The 14,664-nt window shown below is 67.2% G+C and carries 12 protein-coding genes and 1 pseudogene; 8 read left to right on the forward strand and 5 right to left on the reverse strand.

Features of this window, described 5'->3' with window-relative positions:
• Positions 1 to 230 precede the first annotated feature (230 nt).
• A complete protein-coding gene (locus tag D456_RS26705; protein ID WP_152442638.1) occupies positions 231 to 1,613 on the forward strand; it encodes an HNH endonuclease signature motif containing protein in 1,383 nt (460 codons plus the stop codon).
• 69 nt (positions 1,614 to 1,682) lie between these two features.
• On the opposite strand, the gene D456_RS0120830 is transcribed toward D456_RS26705, so the two are convergent.
• The 3 genes from D456_RS0120830 to D456_RS0120840 form a co-directional block, all read right to left on the reverse strand.
• Positions 1,683 to 1,961 carry a DUF397 domain-containing protein gene (locus D456_RS0120830; protein WP_026116078.1) on the reverse strand — a complete coding sequence of 93 codons (279 nt, stop codon included), beginning with the start codon at positions 1,959 to 1,961 and terminating at the stop codon, positions 1,683 to 1,685.
• A 142-nt stretch (positions 1,962 to 2,103) separates the two neighbouring features.
• Positions 2,104 to 2,295: a DUF397 domain-containing protein gene (locus D456_RS0120835; protein ID WP_017578112.1), complete on the reverse strand. Its 192-nt coding sequence runs from the start codon at positions 2,293 to 2,295 to the stop codon at positions 2,104 to 2,106.
• A 15-nt stretch (positions 2,296 to 2,310) separates the two neighbouring features.
• Positions 2,311 to 3,150 (reverse strand): helix-turn-helix domain-containing protein, encoded by an 840-nt coding sequence (locus tag D456_RS0120840; RefSeq protein WP_026116079.1) that lies wholly within the window; start codon positions 3,148 to 3,150, stop codon positions 2,311 to 2,313.
• A gap of 1,205 nt (positions 3,151 to 4,355) precedes the next feature.
• Between D456_RS0120840 and D456_RS27165 the strand changes: the two genes are divergently transcribed.
• Positions 4,356 to 4,523 (forward strand): hypothetical protein, encoded by a 168-nt coding sequence (locus tag D456_RS27165; RefSeq protein ID WP_017578116.1) that lies wholly within the window; start codon positions 4,356 to 4,358, stop codon positions 4,521 to 4,523.
• Between the two features lie 115 nt (positions 4,524 to 4,638).
• On the opposite strand, the gene D456_RS0120860 is transcribed toward D456_RS27165, so the two are convergent.
• Positions 4,639 to 5,925 carry an FAD-dependent oxidoreductase gene (locus tag D456_RS0120860; RefSeq protein WP_017578117.1) on the reverse strand — a complete coding sequence of 429 codons (1,287 nt, stop codon included), beginning with the start codon at positions 5,923 to 5,925 and terminating at the stop codon, positions 4,639 to 4,641.
• A 418-nt stretch (positions 5,926 to 6,343) separates the two neighbouring features.
• Here D456_RS0120860 and D456_RS0120865 point away from each other — a divergent pair, with 418 nt between their 5' ends.
• The 6 genes and pseudogenes from D456_RS0120865 (at position 6,344) to D456_RS27965 (ending at position 13,729) form a co-directional block, all read left to right on the forward strand.
• Entirely contained in the window at positions 6,344 to 7,384 is a 1,041-nt protein-coding gene (locus D456_RS0120865; RefSeq protein WP_017578118.1) for a glutathione S-transferase family protein, read from the forward strand.
• A 977-nt stretch (positions 7,385 to 8,361) separates the two neighbouring features.
• Positions 8,362 to 10,335 (forward strand): HNH endonuclease signature motif containing protein, encoded by a 1,974-nt coding sequence (locus D456_RS0120870; RefSeq protein ID WP_017578119.1) that lies wholly within the window; start codon positions 8,362 to 8,364, stop codon positions 10,333 to 10,335.
• Positions 10,336 to 11,636: 1,301 nt separating this feature from the next.
• A complete protein-coding gene (locus D456_RS0120880; protein WP_017578120.1) occupies positions 11,637 to 12,179 on the forward strand; it encodes a glyoxalase superfamily protein in 543 nt (180 codons plus the stop codon).
• A 272-nt stretch (positions 12,180 to 12,451) separates the two neighbouring features.
• Positions 12,452 to 12,874: pseudogene (locus D456_RS24715) on the forward strand (DUF6879 family protein); the annotation flags it as partial.
• Positions 12,871 to 13,185 carry a helix-turn-helix domain-containing protein gene (locus D456_RS27960; protein ID WP_338036331.1) on the forward strand — a complete coding sequence of 105 codons (315 nt, stop codon included), beginning with the start codon at positions 12,871 to 12,873 and terminating at the stop codon, positions 13,183 to 13,185. The pseudogene D456_RS24715 and the gene D456_RS27960, both read left to right, overlap by 4 nt.
• Positions 13,186 to 13,222: 37 nt before the next feature.
• Complete coding sequence (locus D456_RS27965) at positions 13,223 to 13,729, forward strand: DUF5753 domain-containing protein (RefSeq protein ID WP_338036332.1); 507 nt, start codon at positions 13,223 to 13,225, stop codon at positions 13,727 to 13,729.
• A gap of 23 nt (positions 13,730 to 13,752) precedes the next feature.
• On the opposite strand, the gene D456_RS0120895 is transcribed toward D456_RS27965, so the two are convergent.
• Complete coding sequence (locus D456_RS0120895; RefSeq protein ID WP_051049517.1) at positions 13,753 to 14,571, reverse strand: SAM-dependent methyltransferase; 819 nt, start codon at positions 14,569 to 14,571, stop codon at positions 13,753 to 13,755.
• Between the last annotated feature and the right edge of the window lie 93 nt (positions 14,572 to 14,664).

The following is a 14,664-nucleotide window of genomic DNA, read 5'->3' on the forward strand; positions in this document are numbered from 1 at the left end:
ACACACGATCTCGACGGTACCGCCCCCGGGGGTGTGGCCGGGGCCTCCGGTGGTCGTGGGCTCGCATTGGGGCTGCACAGAGTAGTTGAATGAGTCGTAAGTGTGTTCAGAATTATCTGCGCATCAAATCCTTGAGATAAAGGCCTTTAAGGGGGCGCGGGGAAGGGTGTAGCCTTTGTGGCTTCGGAGTCAGGCCCCCTCCTGGCTCTCCCCCTAAAAAGGAATTTAAAGTGAGCGACACAGCCCGAGCTTTGATGGAGACACTGAACCTGGCGAAGGAAAGAAAGTCAGGTCCTTCTGAAAAAGACATCCATTCCTCGGTTGGCTTCCTGTGGTCGGTGGGTCAAAAAGTAACGCAAAAGAAGGTTGTGCCATCGCGAACTGAAGCCTCGGATGAGCTCTCTCTGATCCTGGCAAAGTTCAATCTTTCTTCTCATGAGAAGAGAGATGCGGACAGGGCAATCGATCGGCTCCTTGAAGCGGGCGTGTGGGAGGCTATCGAGAACATCCCTGAAGGTCCTGTCGAGGCAGTGAGGCTTGCGCCGAATTATTCGGAATTTTTTGATAACGATCCTCAATGGGCTGCGTCTGTGGTAAGCGCAGTACTTACGAGGTTCTTCCCGGGGGCCTCTGAAAGATTCATCGACAGGCTTGACCTTGAGGAATTTACGCGTGGTCGCCTCTACTCAGCCTTGCTGCCGCAAATTGGGGAATGGTTTTCCAAGCGGCTTGGAATTTCCGCGGCATACGGAGGAGATGGTGTGCGGGGGATTGTGCGCTTTGTGGATGGCTATGTATCGGCTATATCCAAGACCTCGAGCCCGTATTCAGATAAAGTGATGCAGGACACAGGATGGATCGCCTACGTCGGGGATGGGCTATATGGTGACCAGAATCTGATCTCTGGAAACCGGAAGATGGCAGAATGCCAGGAGCGGCGTATTCCTGTGCGATTCTGGCGAGGGGATGGGAGAAGGGGTTATAGGTTCGAGACCTGGACAGTCATCGTTCAGCGTCGGCGTCAGTGGGGTATTGGAACCGACGGAAAGGAGCGAAAGGAGTATGTCTGGGTCCTTGCTCCGGTTCCATCTCCTGATGTAGAAAGTTGGCCCCGCCCTGTTCTGAATGCCTTGGATGATGATATGGCAAAATTCTACGATGAAACCCTGGAACTGGAAAGCGAGGATGTAGAGTGTTTCGCTCAGAATGAATTGGAGGTGGGGTTCAAGGGGATGGTGGAGAGGTACGTTTTCCTGAACTCTCGCGCTGTAGAGGCTGAGAGAGTTAGAAGAGCGAGTTCAGCGACGAGGAGCATTCAGGAATATTTCAGGTCGCCTGCGGCTCGTAAGGCTGTCATGCAGAGAAGCGAGGGTAGATGCGAGAATCCTGAATGCCTTGGTCACCCTGATGAGCGTGCAGTCAATGGTGACCCGATGCTCGAGGTGGATCACGTTCGCGACCTCGCTCAAGGGGGAAAAGATGTTCCGGTCAACATGATTGCGCTATGTCCAAATTGCCACGCCCTGAAAACCAGAGGTGAGAATAGAAATGACTTGCGCAAGGTGCTGGTTCTGGCCGCTCGAGATAAGCACCAAAGCCTTATCTCCGGTTAAGGTATGCAATCGGGCGCGGGAATGAGGGAAGGGCCCTCTGCTTCGTGCGGAGGACCCTCGCGCGTCTGTCTACGTTTCGGCGGTGCGGAGGAAGGCGATCCACTCTGTGGCGGTGAAGGGGAGGTGTTCGAGGTCGGGGTGCTGGGAGTCGCGGATGAGAGCGCCGCCGTGTGTGTCAGCGAAGGCGACACAGTCGCTGCGGTCGCTGTAGCTGGATGTCCGGAAGTGGGCGCTGTCGCCTGCCGGGGCCTGCGTCTCCCGGGTGATTGAACCGGCGGAGGCATCGGCAACCTCGACGCAGTTGTTGCGGTCGCTGTAGCTCGACTTACGGAAGATCAGTTCAGCCATGACGTTCACCTACCCGCTGTCGGTAGGCACCGCGTGGCCACAGCCGGCCACGACAGCGATCGTCCTGCTGGCGGTGTCTTCTCTGGGAACACGTGAAGGGCGTCGGAGCTGGGAGTAGCTCCGACGCCCTTCTTGCTATGCGCTACTCGGAGGAGCGCACGCCGGCGAGCAACGCGCTCCACTCCGACGAGCTGAAGGAGAGGTGACCGGCCTCGCGGTTCTGGGTGTCACGGACAGCGGAGCGGCCTGGTGCGTCGGCCACCTCTACGCAGTTGTCGCCTCGACCGCTGTAGGAGGACTTGCGGAAGATGAGCTCGTGAGCGGATGAATGCATCGGGGGTCTTCCTAGTCAGGCGAGGGTTTTCAGGAACCGAACGGATGCCTCGGGCGAGTCGGCGGAGTTGCACAGGTGGCCGAAGCTTGCCACGTAGTTCTGTATCGCTTCCGGCTCTTCCAAGTAGAGGTCTTCGGTGGCCGTCTCCAGGTACACCAGTGGGAGGTCGGCCGGATCGGGGAAGTCCAGGATCATGAAGGCCCCTTCCATGCCGGCATGCGATCCGGCCTCGTCTCGGAGCACCTGAATGTCGATGTTCGGGCGCTCGGCGAGGTTGATGAGGTGCTGGATCTGCCCCTTTATAACCTCCTGGCCTCCGACGGCCTTGCGGAGTGCTGCTTCGTCCACCACAACCCAGACTCGGGGCGGATCCGTTGAGGTGAGGACCTCCTGGCGGCGCATTCGCCCGGCGACCTTCCGGTCGATGTCCCCGTCGCTGAGAACGCGGCTTCCGCGGAGGACAGCCGCGGCGTACTCCGGTGTCTGGAAGAGGCCGGGGACGAGCAGTGCCTCGAAGGTGCGGATCATTGAAGCGCCGGACTCGAAGTCCGCGAGCCCACCACGTAGGACGTCCTTGTAGTCGACCCACCAGCCCCGGACCCGGGACTCGCGTGCGAGGGAAACGATGGCCTCCCGCATGGGCTCGGGAAGCTCGTAGAGGTCGGCAAGGTCCTTCATGTCGCGCATCGAGGGCAGCTTCCACTCGTTGCGCTCCATCCGGCTGAGCTTGCCGGACGACCACCCCAGCTCCTTGTTCACGCGCTCGATCTTGAGGCCCCGCTCTTCGCGCATCTGGCGTAGCAGGGCCGACAGACGTCGACGTCGTGCGCTGGGGCTGTATCTGCTGTCGGCCACTCCGTCTCACTTCCTGGCCTGCCTGATCATAGGCCAGCACGGGGGAACCAGACATATCATCCACTTGCGATTCGCATCTTGATTATTCCATGTTCCATATCGCATGATGGTCATACGCATTCATCGCCGGACCTTCCATCCGGCTTCCTCCCTGGAGGTGTGCGCCATGGAGCGCGACCGACGGCACTCACAGCACCCACGGAGCCCATGGCACCTGAGGTACGGGGCGCCCACGTCGCGCCCGTCTCCGTCGCCGGCCTCGCCGACCTGGCCGACCATCGGGAACCGTCCGGGCCGTGGGGTATACGCAGGCCACAGGGCTTACAGCCCTTACGGGGACTACGCGCCCTACGCGGGATACAAGCCCTACGGGGTCTACACGCCCCCCGGTGATGACGGGGCGCCCGAGTTGCTTACGACGCCTGGAATCTCTGCGCCACGTGCGGTGCGCGCTACGCGCGCCAGGGACGCCGTGCGTACCAGGCGCGCGCAGCGTGTGCGGTGCTACGCCTTCCAACCCGAAGACCTCGCCCGGCTCGCCCGAGTTGCCCTGCACCAGTTCGTCCAGAACCTGCTCGCACGGGAGCCCTTCACGCGTGACCCGTTCGCACGTCACTCGCTCGCGGGAGACACGCTCGAGCGGAGCGTTCCGGAAAGCGGCCCACGCCCGTGCGGGCCGCTCGAAAACGGACCGTTTGAGAGCGGACCGCGTGCGGGCGACGCTCTCGGGCACGACACGTTCGGAAACGGCGCGCACGCCGGGGAGGCGATGTGAATGGATGCCTCCACCCCTCCCACGAGCTCGAAACCGAAGCTGGGCCCAGGAGCGAGGCCGGATCCGGCCTCGGAAGCCACCCGTTATGGGGCTTCGTGTTCTGACTCGGAATCGGGGCCGGGCCTGGGTCTGAGCCCGGAGCCGGATCCTGATCCAGACCCTGACCTCGCCCACCTCCGGCGCACCTACGGCCACCACTGGTGCATCTGGCGCACCACGAACTGGTGGATGGCCACCGCACGAATCAACGGCGTCACCCCGACCCTCATGGAACGCACACCCGACGAGCTCGAACGGCGGTTGCGCAACCCCGGCCGCCAGATCGGCGGACCCATCGCGACCTGACGCCCGTGCCGCAACGCCACAACCACAGCGACGGACACAGACACGGCTGCAGCCACAGCCACAGCCACCGCACGAGGAGCCCCTCATGATCCGCACCTACAGCGCCGACGACCCCGCCGCCGACCTCCCCCTGACCCCCGAAGAACAGCAGTACGCCGACGCGGCCGACCGCATCCGTGAGCAGAACCGGAGGAACGCGATGGAGCGGGAGCAGGCGCGGGGGCTGGAGTGGCAGCAGCAGGAGCAGCCGTAGCGACAGTCGAGACAGGCCGAGACGGGTCTCGCGAGGCGCGGGTGAGAGCCAGGACGTGCACCCGCGAGGCGCACGCGATCCGCGCGATCCGCGAGGTCGGCAGAGCGTGTGCGCCCTACGATCCCCGTGGGTCTCCCTTGGCGCCCGAGGCCGGTGCACCCCGCCGAGCGTCCGTCGCCCTCCGGGCGAACGAAGGCGCGTGCTCGGGCCGCAGACCCAGTCCCACGAGCCGGGCGGGCAGGCGTGTGAGCGCGGGGAACCGGTGGAGGGCGGCGATGACCGGTTTGGGCGGGCCCGCTCGCTGCCCCGTGAGGATCGGGGTGACCACGTTCCGGTGGATACCGCGCTGCAGCGCCTGGACCAGCATCGTCGGGAGCAGCCGACGGCGCCGGACCCGTGCCAGTTGCGCGGGGGTGGGCCGACCCCGGCGGAGCGGGCCGGCGAGCAGGGTCGCGGCGGCCACCGCGTCCTGCACGGCGAGGTTGATGCCCACCCCTCCAACGGGCGACATCGCGTGGGCCGCGTCGCCGATACACAGCAGCCCGTCGGTGTGCCAACGGCGCAGCCGGTCCATGCGTACGTCCAGGTGCTTGACCTCGTCCATCGACGTCAGGGCGTCGGTGCGTTCGGCGAGCTCGGGCGCGAGTTCGCCGATGTCCCGGCGGAAGGCGGAGACACCCCGTTCCCGCAGCTCGGCGTCGGTCCCCTTCGGGCCGATGTAGGCGATCTGCAGATACCCCTCGCGGGGGAAGACCACCATGAAGCGCCGGGCACCGGCCCTCGGTGACAGGGCGAGCTCCTCCGGCCCGCTCCCGGGCAGTCGGAACCACCACGCGTCCACGTCCAGCGGGAAGTCCTTCGAATCCAGCCCGGTGAGATCGCGCAGCAGGGAACGGCGCCCGTCACAGGCCAGGGTCAGGTCTGCGCGGATCTGCCCCGGGCCGTCCGTCCCCTCGTACTCGACGCCGACCACGCGCTCGCCCTCACGCAGGAGGCCGGTCGCGCGGGTGTTCATGCGGAGCGTGAACGTGGGTTCCTGGTGTGCGGCGTCGGCGAGCAGGTCGAGCAGATCCCACTGCGGCACCATCGCGATGTAGGGGTGCGGCGTGTGCAGCCGTGTGAAGTCGGCGATGGTCACGGAACCGCCGTCGACGGGGAAGGCCACATGCTCCAACCGCGTCTGGGGCAGTGCGGCGAAACGTTCCGCCAACCCGAGCTCGTCGAGCAGTCGCAGGGTGGACGGGTGCACGGTGTCCCCGCGGAAGTCGCGGAGGAAGTCGGCGTGCTTCTCCAGCACGGTCACCTCCACACCCGCCCGCGCGAGCAGGAGCCCGGCGATCATCCCGGCCGGCCCGCCGCCCACGATCACGCAGGTGGTGTCGGTGTTCGTCGCGGTGCTCATTGCCATTCCTCCACGGACGAGAGTGTCACGGTGTGGCCGGTGCGACCACGTAGGTCCGAGGTCCTCGCGGACGGTGCCGAAGGGCCATCGGCCGGTCATTCGGGCGTGTGCCACGACCGGCCCGATCCAGCCCGGGCCGACCCGTTCCGACCCGGGCCGGAACGGCCGCGCCGGACCGGGTCACGTTCCGTACTGCCGTTGTTCCCCGGACGCCGTCACCTACCCCGGAGCCGCGGGGCCTTCGGGTGGCGGGCGCCCTGACCCGAGCACCCCGAGGGGAGCTGTGTCTCTTGCGCCACCGACCCCCCGGTGCCGGTGACAAACGCCCGGGCGCGGGGCAGGACCACCCGCAGCGAACCACCACCGGTGGTCCACCGCCAGTCCGCACACGAACGACCGCGAGGAAAGGGGCAGGACCGTGCGTGCCAACCGGATTCCGACCGAAGAGATCAAGCGCGAACCGGCGGCGTTCGACGATCGCGTCACCGCCGACGGACGGTTCGAACGCACGGCGGAGCCCGGGCGGTACCGCCTCGTCATCAACCGCGCCTGCCCCTGGGCGCACCGCACGGTCATCACCCGCCGCCTCATGGGCCTGGAGAACACGATCTCCCTAGCGGTGACCGACCCCAAGCAGGAGATCATCGACGGCGACCCGCACTGGGTGTTCACCGAGGAGACCGGCAGCCCGGGCGACCGCGACCCTGTGCTGGGCATCCACGCGCTGCGCGAGGCCTACCTGGCGCGCGACCCCGAATACGACGGCGGCGTGAGCGTTCCGGGGCTGGTCGACGTGCCCACCGGCCACCTGGTCAGCAACGACTACGACCGGCTCGCCCTGGACATGGCCACCGAATGGGGCGGTCTCACCCGGGAAGGTGCCCCCGACCTGTACCCCGAACCCCTGCGCGACGAGATCGAGGAGATCGGGGCCGGGGTGTACCGGGACATCAACAACGGCGTCTACCGCTCCGGGTTCGCACCCGACCAGGAACGCTACGACCGCGCCGTCGACCGGCTCTTCACCCGCCTGGACGAGATGGAGGAACGCCTCACCGACCGGCGGTATTTGGTCGGCGACCACATCACCATGGCCGACATCCGGTTGTTCGTGACCCTGGTGCGGTTCGACGCCGCCTACCACGGCCACTTCAAGTGCAACATCCGCAAGCTCATCGAGTACCCGGCGCTGTGGGCGTACGCGCGCGACCTGTTCCAGACACCGGGGTTCGGCGACACCACCCAGTTCGACCACATCCGCGTGCACTATTACTGGGTGCACGAGGGCATCAACCCGACCCGGATCGTGGCCCGGGGGCCTGACCCGCGCCAGTGGCTGACCCCGCACGGGCGCGAGGCGCTGGGCGGGTCGCCGTTTGGCGGAGGGACTGCGCCGGGGCCTGTGCCCGTGGGGGAGCGGGTCCCGGAGCCGGGGGAGTACCGGCCGCTGGGGCCCTGAGCCGGTCATCTGGGCTTGGTCGGATCGTTCGGCTCGTGGGGTGGAGGGGCGGTGGTGGGGGCAGGTAGCTCGCGGCCTGGCCTCTCATGTTCTGTGCGATGGGTGTGCGGCTGAAACCGAGTGTGACTGCTCGGATCTTCTGTTTCTTGCGTAGGCCGTTGAGGTGATGCCAGCGGTTTCGGAGAACCTTGGCGGGGCGTGTTGGAGCGCGTGGGTGCGTGGGTGCGTGGGTGCGGTGGTGCGTAGCGCGTGGGGGTTCCCTCGGTGAGGAGGGCTGGGGTTCTGTGGTGTTGCCTCGGGGTGGTGGTTCGTCGGGGTCGGGAACGATAGCCCGGCCGGCCCTGCGCGCAACCCGCGTCGGCGCCACCCCCTGATCTCCGGGCCGGAGTGGATGTGTCGGCGTTGTGCGTGGTTGATCTGGGCGCCTCGGGGTGTGCGCTCCGGCCCTGTTCGCCGGGCTGACCCGACCCGCATCGACGAACCACCCGCTCCCCCGAGACGCCCGCCCTCAGCCAAAAGAACGGTGGGCACGGGCAACGGCAACGGCAACTACACACCCCCTGGGGTGGCCCCACTGCGGCTAACGGTCGGGGCGTGGGCATGGTGGCTCGCTCCCGCGAAGGCACAAGCCGCCCCGCGCACTCCCGGTGGCGCATCGAGTCTCGGGGGTGGCGGGTGTGCGGGCGGCCGGGCTGGTCGGGTTCGGAGATTCTCCGAGTGCGTGCTGCGCGCGCCTGCGCGCTCGACCCGCCCAGATTCGGAGATTCTCTGGTGCGGGGGTGGTTTATGAGTGAGGGTTCCCCCGCTCCAGAATACCCGAGGAAAGGCACCCCGTGGAGTTATCCACAAGCTCATTTTTCGGAGAATGTGGGCGGCCGGAAATAGGGGCAGCGGGTGGCCATGAGGCCGTAATAGGTAAGGGCCTTCTACCCTGGAGGGCACTACCCATTCTTGGACCCCGTGCGTATTGTTGGATTATGGCGAACGACACCACCGACCACGCGCACTCGGTCCCGGGCACCGGCCCGGACCCGGCCGTGTCCGCGCTGATGACCGCGGTGACGGTGTTCATCCAGACTCTGTCCGGGGATGTGCCTTTCGGTACGGCCGCAACCGTTCTGGAGCGCATGACGGCGGTGCGCGAACAGATCGACAAGCTCACCTTTTCCATGCTCGCGCCGTTGGCGCAGATGGAAGCCTCCGGTGAATTGCTGGCCGAGGGCGGGCAGAAAACCATCAAGGCGTATGTGACCCACGCCTGGGGGATCGGCCCCAACGAGGCCGAGCGGTTGATGGAGTTGGCCCGCAACCTGCACCACGGCACCATCCCCGAGACCGCGGCCGCGATCGAGGCGGGCGCCCTGACGGTGGGTGAGGCGGCTGCGGTGGCGGCGGGGGTGGAGCGCGAGGTGAAAAAGCGCGACACCGAGGCCCACCCGGACGCCGATGAGTACCGGGCGAAGGTGGACACAGGGATGATGGCCTTCAAGGACCACAAGGCGTCGATGTCGGTGAAGAACTTCGACCAGGCCGCCCGCGCCCTGGGCTTTGCCCTCAACCCCCGCCGGGCGGAGAAGGACGAGCAGGCCCATTTCGCCGAACGCGGGGCGCGCCTGCGCTCCAACTTCGCTGGGTTCACCTTCGAGGCCTGGGGCCCGGTTTCCGATGGTGAGCGCCTCAAGGCGGCGCTGGCCTCGTTCACGGCCCCCTACGGCACCACGGAGAAGACCAACACCCCCGACGCCAACGGCGCGGGCGCCGACGGTGCCGAGGCCGCCTCCGCCGCCTCCGGTGGCCCTGGCAACGCCGGTGGCTCCGACCTGGGCTTCATCCCGCCGGGAGAGGCGGTGACTTCGCGCTACGGGCGTACCTACGACGCGCTCATCTGCGCGATGGGGTTCGCCCACGGCCACCACGGCCACACCAACATCAAGACCAAGGCCGGGACCGAGGTCACCGGCAAGGGCAAGGGCAACGCCTCCGGCACCGCTGGTGCTGACGCGGGTGCTGGCCCCGTCGGTTTCGCCTCGGGAGACCCTGCCGATGCTGCTGACTCTTCTGCTGATGCTGATGGCTCCGCTTCTGGCGGTGGCTGCACCGAGCCGCCGGGGACCAAGGCGGTCATCAACATCACCGTGCCCCTGTCGGCGCTGATGGGCTTCGGCTTCGCCTTCAAGAACGACACCAACGCCAACGGCAACGCCGGGGCCGACGGTGTCGGCGCCGCGGGCGCCACCACCGCTGGTGCCAACGGCGATACCAACACCACCGGGGCAACCGCCCCCGGCTGCGCGGCCGGGGCGACCGGATCCCCGCCCGGCTCGTGCCCCGGTTCGGGCGGCGATTCTGGCCCCGACCCGGGCGGCGGTGACAGCGCCACCAACACCGGCACCGCAGGTGGCACCAACACCAACACCGGCCCGCCCGGCTTTCCCGGCTCTCCCGGCAACCCGGCTTTCCCTGGCAACCCCGCTTTCCCCGGTGTGCCCGTGTCCTCTGGCATGGCGGTGACCGAGGACGGCAACGTGCTCGCCCTGTCGGCCGTGCGTGCGATGGCGCCGACGGCGCAGATCCGCCGGTTGATCTTCGACGACCGCACCGGCCTGCCCCTGGACCTGGGCCGGGCCCACCGCCTGGCGCCGGGCTACCTGCGCACCGCCGCTTTCATCGGCCACACGACCTGCGCCTGGCCGGGTGGCTGCGACGTGCCGGTCTCGCAGTGCGAGGCCGACCACATCACCGAGTTCTCGCACGGCGGCACCACCACCGCGGCCAACCTGCAGCCGCTGTGCTCCAAGCACAACCGCCTGAAGTACCGCCACTCCCGCACCGAAAACACCCCCGCCAGCGGTGCCGGCACCACCGCTGCGCCGAGGATGCCTGAACCTCCGCCGGGGCCGGTGGTGCGAGCGCCTTCGGCCTCAGAGGTGCTCCAGGCCCGCGCCCAGTGATGGCCGCCCCGCCGGCGGCCACCGGCACCGAGTGCAACCCCTGGAGAATCTCCACAGAAGACGGTCGCCGCTCGCACACCTGTGGCGGCCGGTCTTGACCGCACCGGGGTGTGATCGGGCTTGGACGTTCGCGCGGCCCGGCCTGTACCGGGTCCAGGACGGTGCCCGAGCCGCCGTTGTCGGTCGTTGGTAGTGCTGTTATGAGCACCTGACAACGTTCTCAGTGCTGTTGTGAGCACTAACAACGACACGGAACAGGGCATCCGTACCACTCGGCCCACCAGCAATCGGGGCTGTCCGATCCCGCGCATGTGTTGCCCTCGGCCTCAGCGCCGCACCCGGAGCGGCCGGGGCCCGGAGGCCATCCGCACACGTGTCACCCCTGAGACGCAATGCTCTACCGGGAGTGCGCCGGGCGGCCTGTGCCGTTGCTTGTGCCGTCGCAGGAGCGAGCCGCCACGCACACGCCTCGACCGTTGATCGCAATGAAGCACCCCAGGGGGTGAGGTAGTTGCTGTTCGCCCTTGATCCCGTTCTTTTGGGCTGCCAGGGGGCCTCGGGGGTGAAGGGGGTTCGTCGAGGTGGGTCGGGTCAGCCCGGCGAACAGGGCCGGAGCGCACACCCCGAGGCGCCGCGATCCACACACCGCAACGCCGACACCTTCCCGCCCAGAGAAAGTGTCGGGGTGGCGCCGACGAGGGTTGCGCGAGGGCCCGGCCGGGCTAAGATCCGGCCCCGACGAGCCACCACCCCCGAGGCAACACCACAGAACACCCCACCCAGCTCACCCCTGCAACCCGACAGACCAGCGCCGAAGCCACCTGCCTGTCGTCCGTCGATCCGCCGAACCCCTGACTCTCCGTCAGGTCGCCACCGTGGCCGGCCGTGCGCCTCCTCAAGGAGGCGGAGGAGCGGCTTCCGGTTGTGGCGGTGCCCGGGTCGCCCTACCCCGCCTCGGCCGCCGCGAACTGAAACGGGTCCAGGCCTGGGCTTCGGACGTCATGCGGTCCTGGGACTCGTTGACAGCGGCGTTCAGCGGACTTGTTCGGTTCGCCGTGCGTCCGTCAGAGCCCGAGCGCCCGGTAGGTACCTTGGTGGCAGAGGCACGCGATGGGCCCGCCGCCCGCGCCGAGGTCCTCGGTCCGGTGAACACATCGCACGGTTCTTCTGTCAGAGGTTCTCGTGAGCATCACGGTGCCCCGGACGGCAATGCGGGCACCGACCACATCCTCGGATCCGGACCTTCAGGCCTGCCGGCCTCCGGGTTTCCGGATCTCCGGCACCGGGATTGCGAAGAGCCCATGAATCTCACCCCGGACGACGCCAAGGCCGCCGCGCGGGCGCTCCGAAGGAGCCTGGCCGCGACCGACGTCGCCATCACCCACAGCCGTGCGCTGGAGATCGTCTCGCAGCAGCTCGGCTTCGCCGACTGGAAGACCGCATCGGCCGCGCTGTCCGCCTCGCGCGCGGGAGCGGGCACCGGATCGGGCGCCGCGGTTCCGGTACTGCGTATCCTCGACGAGCCCTTGGCCAGAGGGTTCTACCTCGACCACCTGGGTTTCAGCGTCGAGTGGGAGCACCGCTTCGAGCCCGGGATACCGCTGTACCTGCGGGTTCGTCGTGACGAGACCGTGCTGGACCTGTCCGAGCACCACGGTGACGGCACGCCCGGCACGGCGGTGTGGATACCCGTTGCCGACGCCGCCGCCTTCCACACGGACATCTCCGGACGCCCCTATCGGGGGCTTCGGCCCGGCATCGACCGCGATGCTCCTGGCGGACCTACGGTCGAGGTCACCGATCCGTTCGGGAACGTTCTGCGTTTCTGCGAACCGGCCGGCTGAGCGGAGGGCGCCCACAGTGCTCCCCGCCCGGTCCGCCGCTCAGTGTCGGTCGTTTCGGTGGACCGCCCCCTGGCCGCAATCCCACGCAAGGGCATTGGTTGGAGCGACGGTTTCGGCTGTCATGGTTCTGCGGGCTCGTTACTGAGCACGGACCTCAGGGCCCGAGGCCCTTGCACGGATGAGGAGGCTGGGATGAACGACGACGGCAACAACTGCCCCCACGCACGACGACGGCGGGGCCGCCCCCTTCGGCAGCCCCGCCGTTACGTCTGAACCAGCCATTCCAGGAATGGCTCGCCGGCAAGGACCCGGGAGTGGAGTGGTTCCGGCCGTGGCTGCAGATGATGCGTGAGGAACTCTCCATCGGAAAGCGCATGGAACGGGTCCGCCTCATCGACGATCCGCCTTCGGACTACTTGCGCTGGGAGCTGTGGGGTACCCCTTACAACCTCGGTGTCGGTGAGGACATCCGGTACCTGCCGCGAACTCATCCGATCGTGGCGGAACTCCCCGGGCACGACTTCTGGGTCTTCGACAGCCGAACGGTGGCCCGGCTGGAGTTCGAGGAGGACCGGTTCCTCGGGGCCACCCTGACAGAAGACGCGGAAGAGGTGCTCGCTGCCGTGCGGGCACGGGACGCCGCCTGGCACCACGCGTTGACCTTCCCCGAGTACATGGCCTCCCGCGCCCTATGACCGACTATCAGACGGCCCGAGTCTCCCTCGGGGTTCGCCTGCGCGAACTCCGTGAGGGGGCCGGGCTGTCCGGGCGTGAGTTGGCTGCGAGGGCGGGACGGCACCCGTCCAAAGTGTCGCGGTTGGAGCACGGCAAGCAGACTGCGAGCACGGAGGACCTGCACTCATGGGCGCTGCTGTGCGGGCGCAGGGAAGCAGCCGGGGGGACTGGTCGCTCAGCTCCGGTCCCTGGAAACCCATTATGCGAGCTGGCGGCGTCAGCTCTCGGTCGGGCACGAAGCGCGTCAGCAATCCTATTTTCCGCTGGATGAACAGACGCGGAATTTCCGGATCTTCGAATCCTCGTGCATCCCGGGGTTCCTGCAGACCGCAGGATATGCGCGGTTCATGTTTCGGCGAGGGGTGCGACTCCATCGTGTGCGGGATGACGGGCAAAGGGCTGTGGACGCCAGGATCGAACGCCAGCGTGTGCTCGACGACCCCGACAAGTCGTTCCACATTCTTGTGTGGGAACCGGCTCTGCACCTCCGCCTGGCCCCGGACACGGTCATGGCTGCTCAGCTCGAATACATCGGGGCGATTCTCGAATCAGGGAAAATCGAGCTCGGCGTCGTCCCGATGCGGCGCAGCACGGACGTGGTCCCGTCCCACGGCTTCTGGATCTTCGACGACGACCGGGTCCTGGTGGAGACCATCGGCGCCGAGCTCTGCCTGACCGAGGAAAACGCGGTCGAACCGTACCGGCGTGTGTTCTCGGCACTGTCCAGCTCCGCGGTGCGTGGACGGGCCGCGTTCGAACTGGTGGAGCGCGCCCGGCGCGGACTCAGCGGACTCGAGGGTCCCGAGCCCCGCTGAGCGCGTTCGGGCCTGCGGGTGTGTCAGGGCTTGCGTCCGACCCCGCAGAAGTCGTCGACCTCGACGGTCTCGCCCACCTCGATGGGGTCAGGACGCCAGCGGCTCACGGACACCACCCCGGGATCCAGGAGTTCGAGCCCTTCGAAGAACCCGGCGATCTTCTCCGGTGTCCTGTTCACCCGAGGGTTCTGGCCGGTTTCGTTCCAGCTCCGCGTCATCTCGTTCATCGTCTCGGGGTGAATGACATTGGTGTCGTCGTACAGCACGAGATGGCTGCCCGGGGGAAGAGCCGCTACGAGCCGTCGGACGAGGGAATACGCTTCCTCGTCATCAGTGATGTGGCCGACGACCCCCATGAGCATCAGGGCGATGGGCTGACCGAAGTCCAGGGTCCGGGCTGCCCGGGAGAGGATGACGTCCGGCTCGCGCAGGTCCGCGTCGATGTAATCGGTGGCGCCTTCGTCGGTGCCGACGAGCAGGGCCCTGGCGTGGGCCAGAACGAGGGGATCGTGGTCGGAGTAGACGATACGCGCATCGGGTGCGATCGCCTGTGCCACCTCGTGGGTGTTGTTCGCGGTGGGCAGTCCGGTCCCGACGTCGAGGAACTGGCGTATGCCCACGTCGCGGGTCAGATGGGTGACCGCACGTACGAGGAAGGCGCGGGCGGCCACCGCGATCTCGACGATGTGGGGGTTCGTTCGACGGATGTGGTCGCCGACGGCGCGGTCGGACGGGTAGTTGTCCTTGCCGCCCAGCCAGTAGTTCCACACACGCGCCGATTGGGGGACCGACGTGTCCAGCTGGGGCTGAGGGGCGTGGCCGTGCGCTCTGTCGTCTGTCATGAGGGCCTAACAGTCAATGATGCGGGGCTTGCAGGCTAGATGAGTAATTCCAAGGGGTCAGTGGTCATAGGCCGTCAGGGAGCGTAGGACGGG

Origin of the sequence: Nocardiopsis kunsanensis DSM 44524 (assembly GCF_000340965.1) — a bacterium.
GTDB lineage: Bacteria > Actinomycetota > Actinomycetes > Streptosporangiales > Streptosporangiaceae > Nocardiopsis > Nocardiopsis kunsanensis.

Coding starts and splice junctions, on each gene's coding strand:
- D456_RS0120830 (WP_026116078.1), bottom strand. CDS start 1,961: ATGGCTGAACTGATCTTCCGTAAGTCGAGCTACAGCGACCGCAACAAC.
- D456_RS0120835 (WP_017578112.1), bottom strand. CDS start 2,295: ATGCATTCATCCGCTCACGAGCTCATCTTCCGCAAGTCCTCCTACAGC.
- D456_RS27165 (WP_017578116.1), top strand. CDS start 4,356: ATGATCCGCACCTACAGCGCCGACGACCCCGCCGCCGACCTCCCCCTG.
- D456_RS0120860 (WP_017578117.1), bottom strand. CDS start 5,925: ATGAGCACCGCGACGAACACCGACACCACCTGCGTGATCGTGGGCGGC.
- D456_RS0120870 (WP_017578119.1), top strand. CDS start 8,362: ATGGCGAACGACACCACCGACCACGCGCACTCGGTCCCGGGCACCGGC.
- D456_RS0120880 (WP_017578120.1), top strand. CDS start 11,637: ATGAATCTCACCCCGGACGACGCCAAGGCCGCCGCGCGGGCGCTCCGA.
- D456_RS27960 (WP_338036331.1), top strand. CDS start 12,871: ATGACCGACTATCAGACGGCCCGAGTCTCCCTCGGGGTTCGCCTGCGC.
- D456_RS0120895 (WP_051049517.1), bottom strand. CDS start 14,571: ATGACAGACGACAGAGCGCACGGCCACGCCCCTCAGCCCCAGCTGGAC.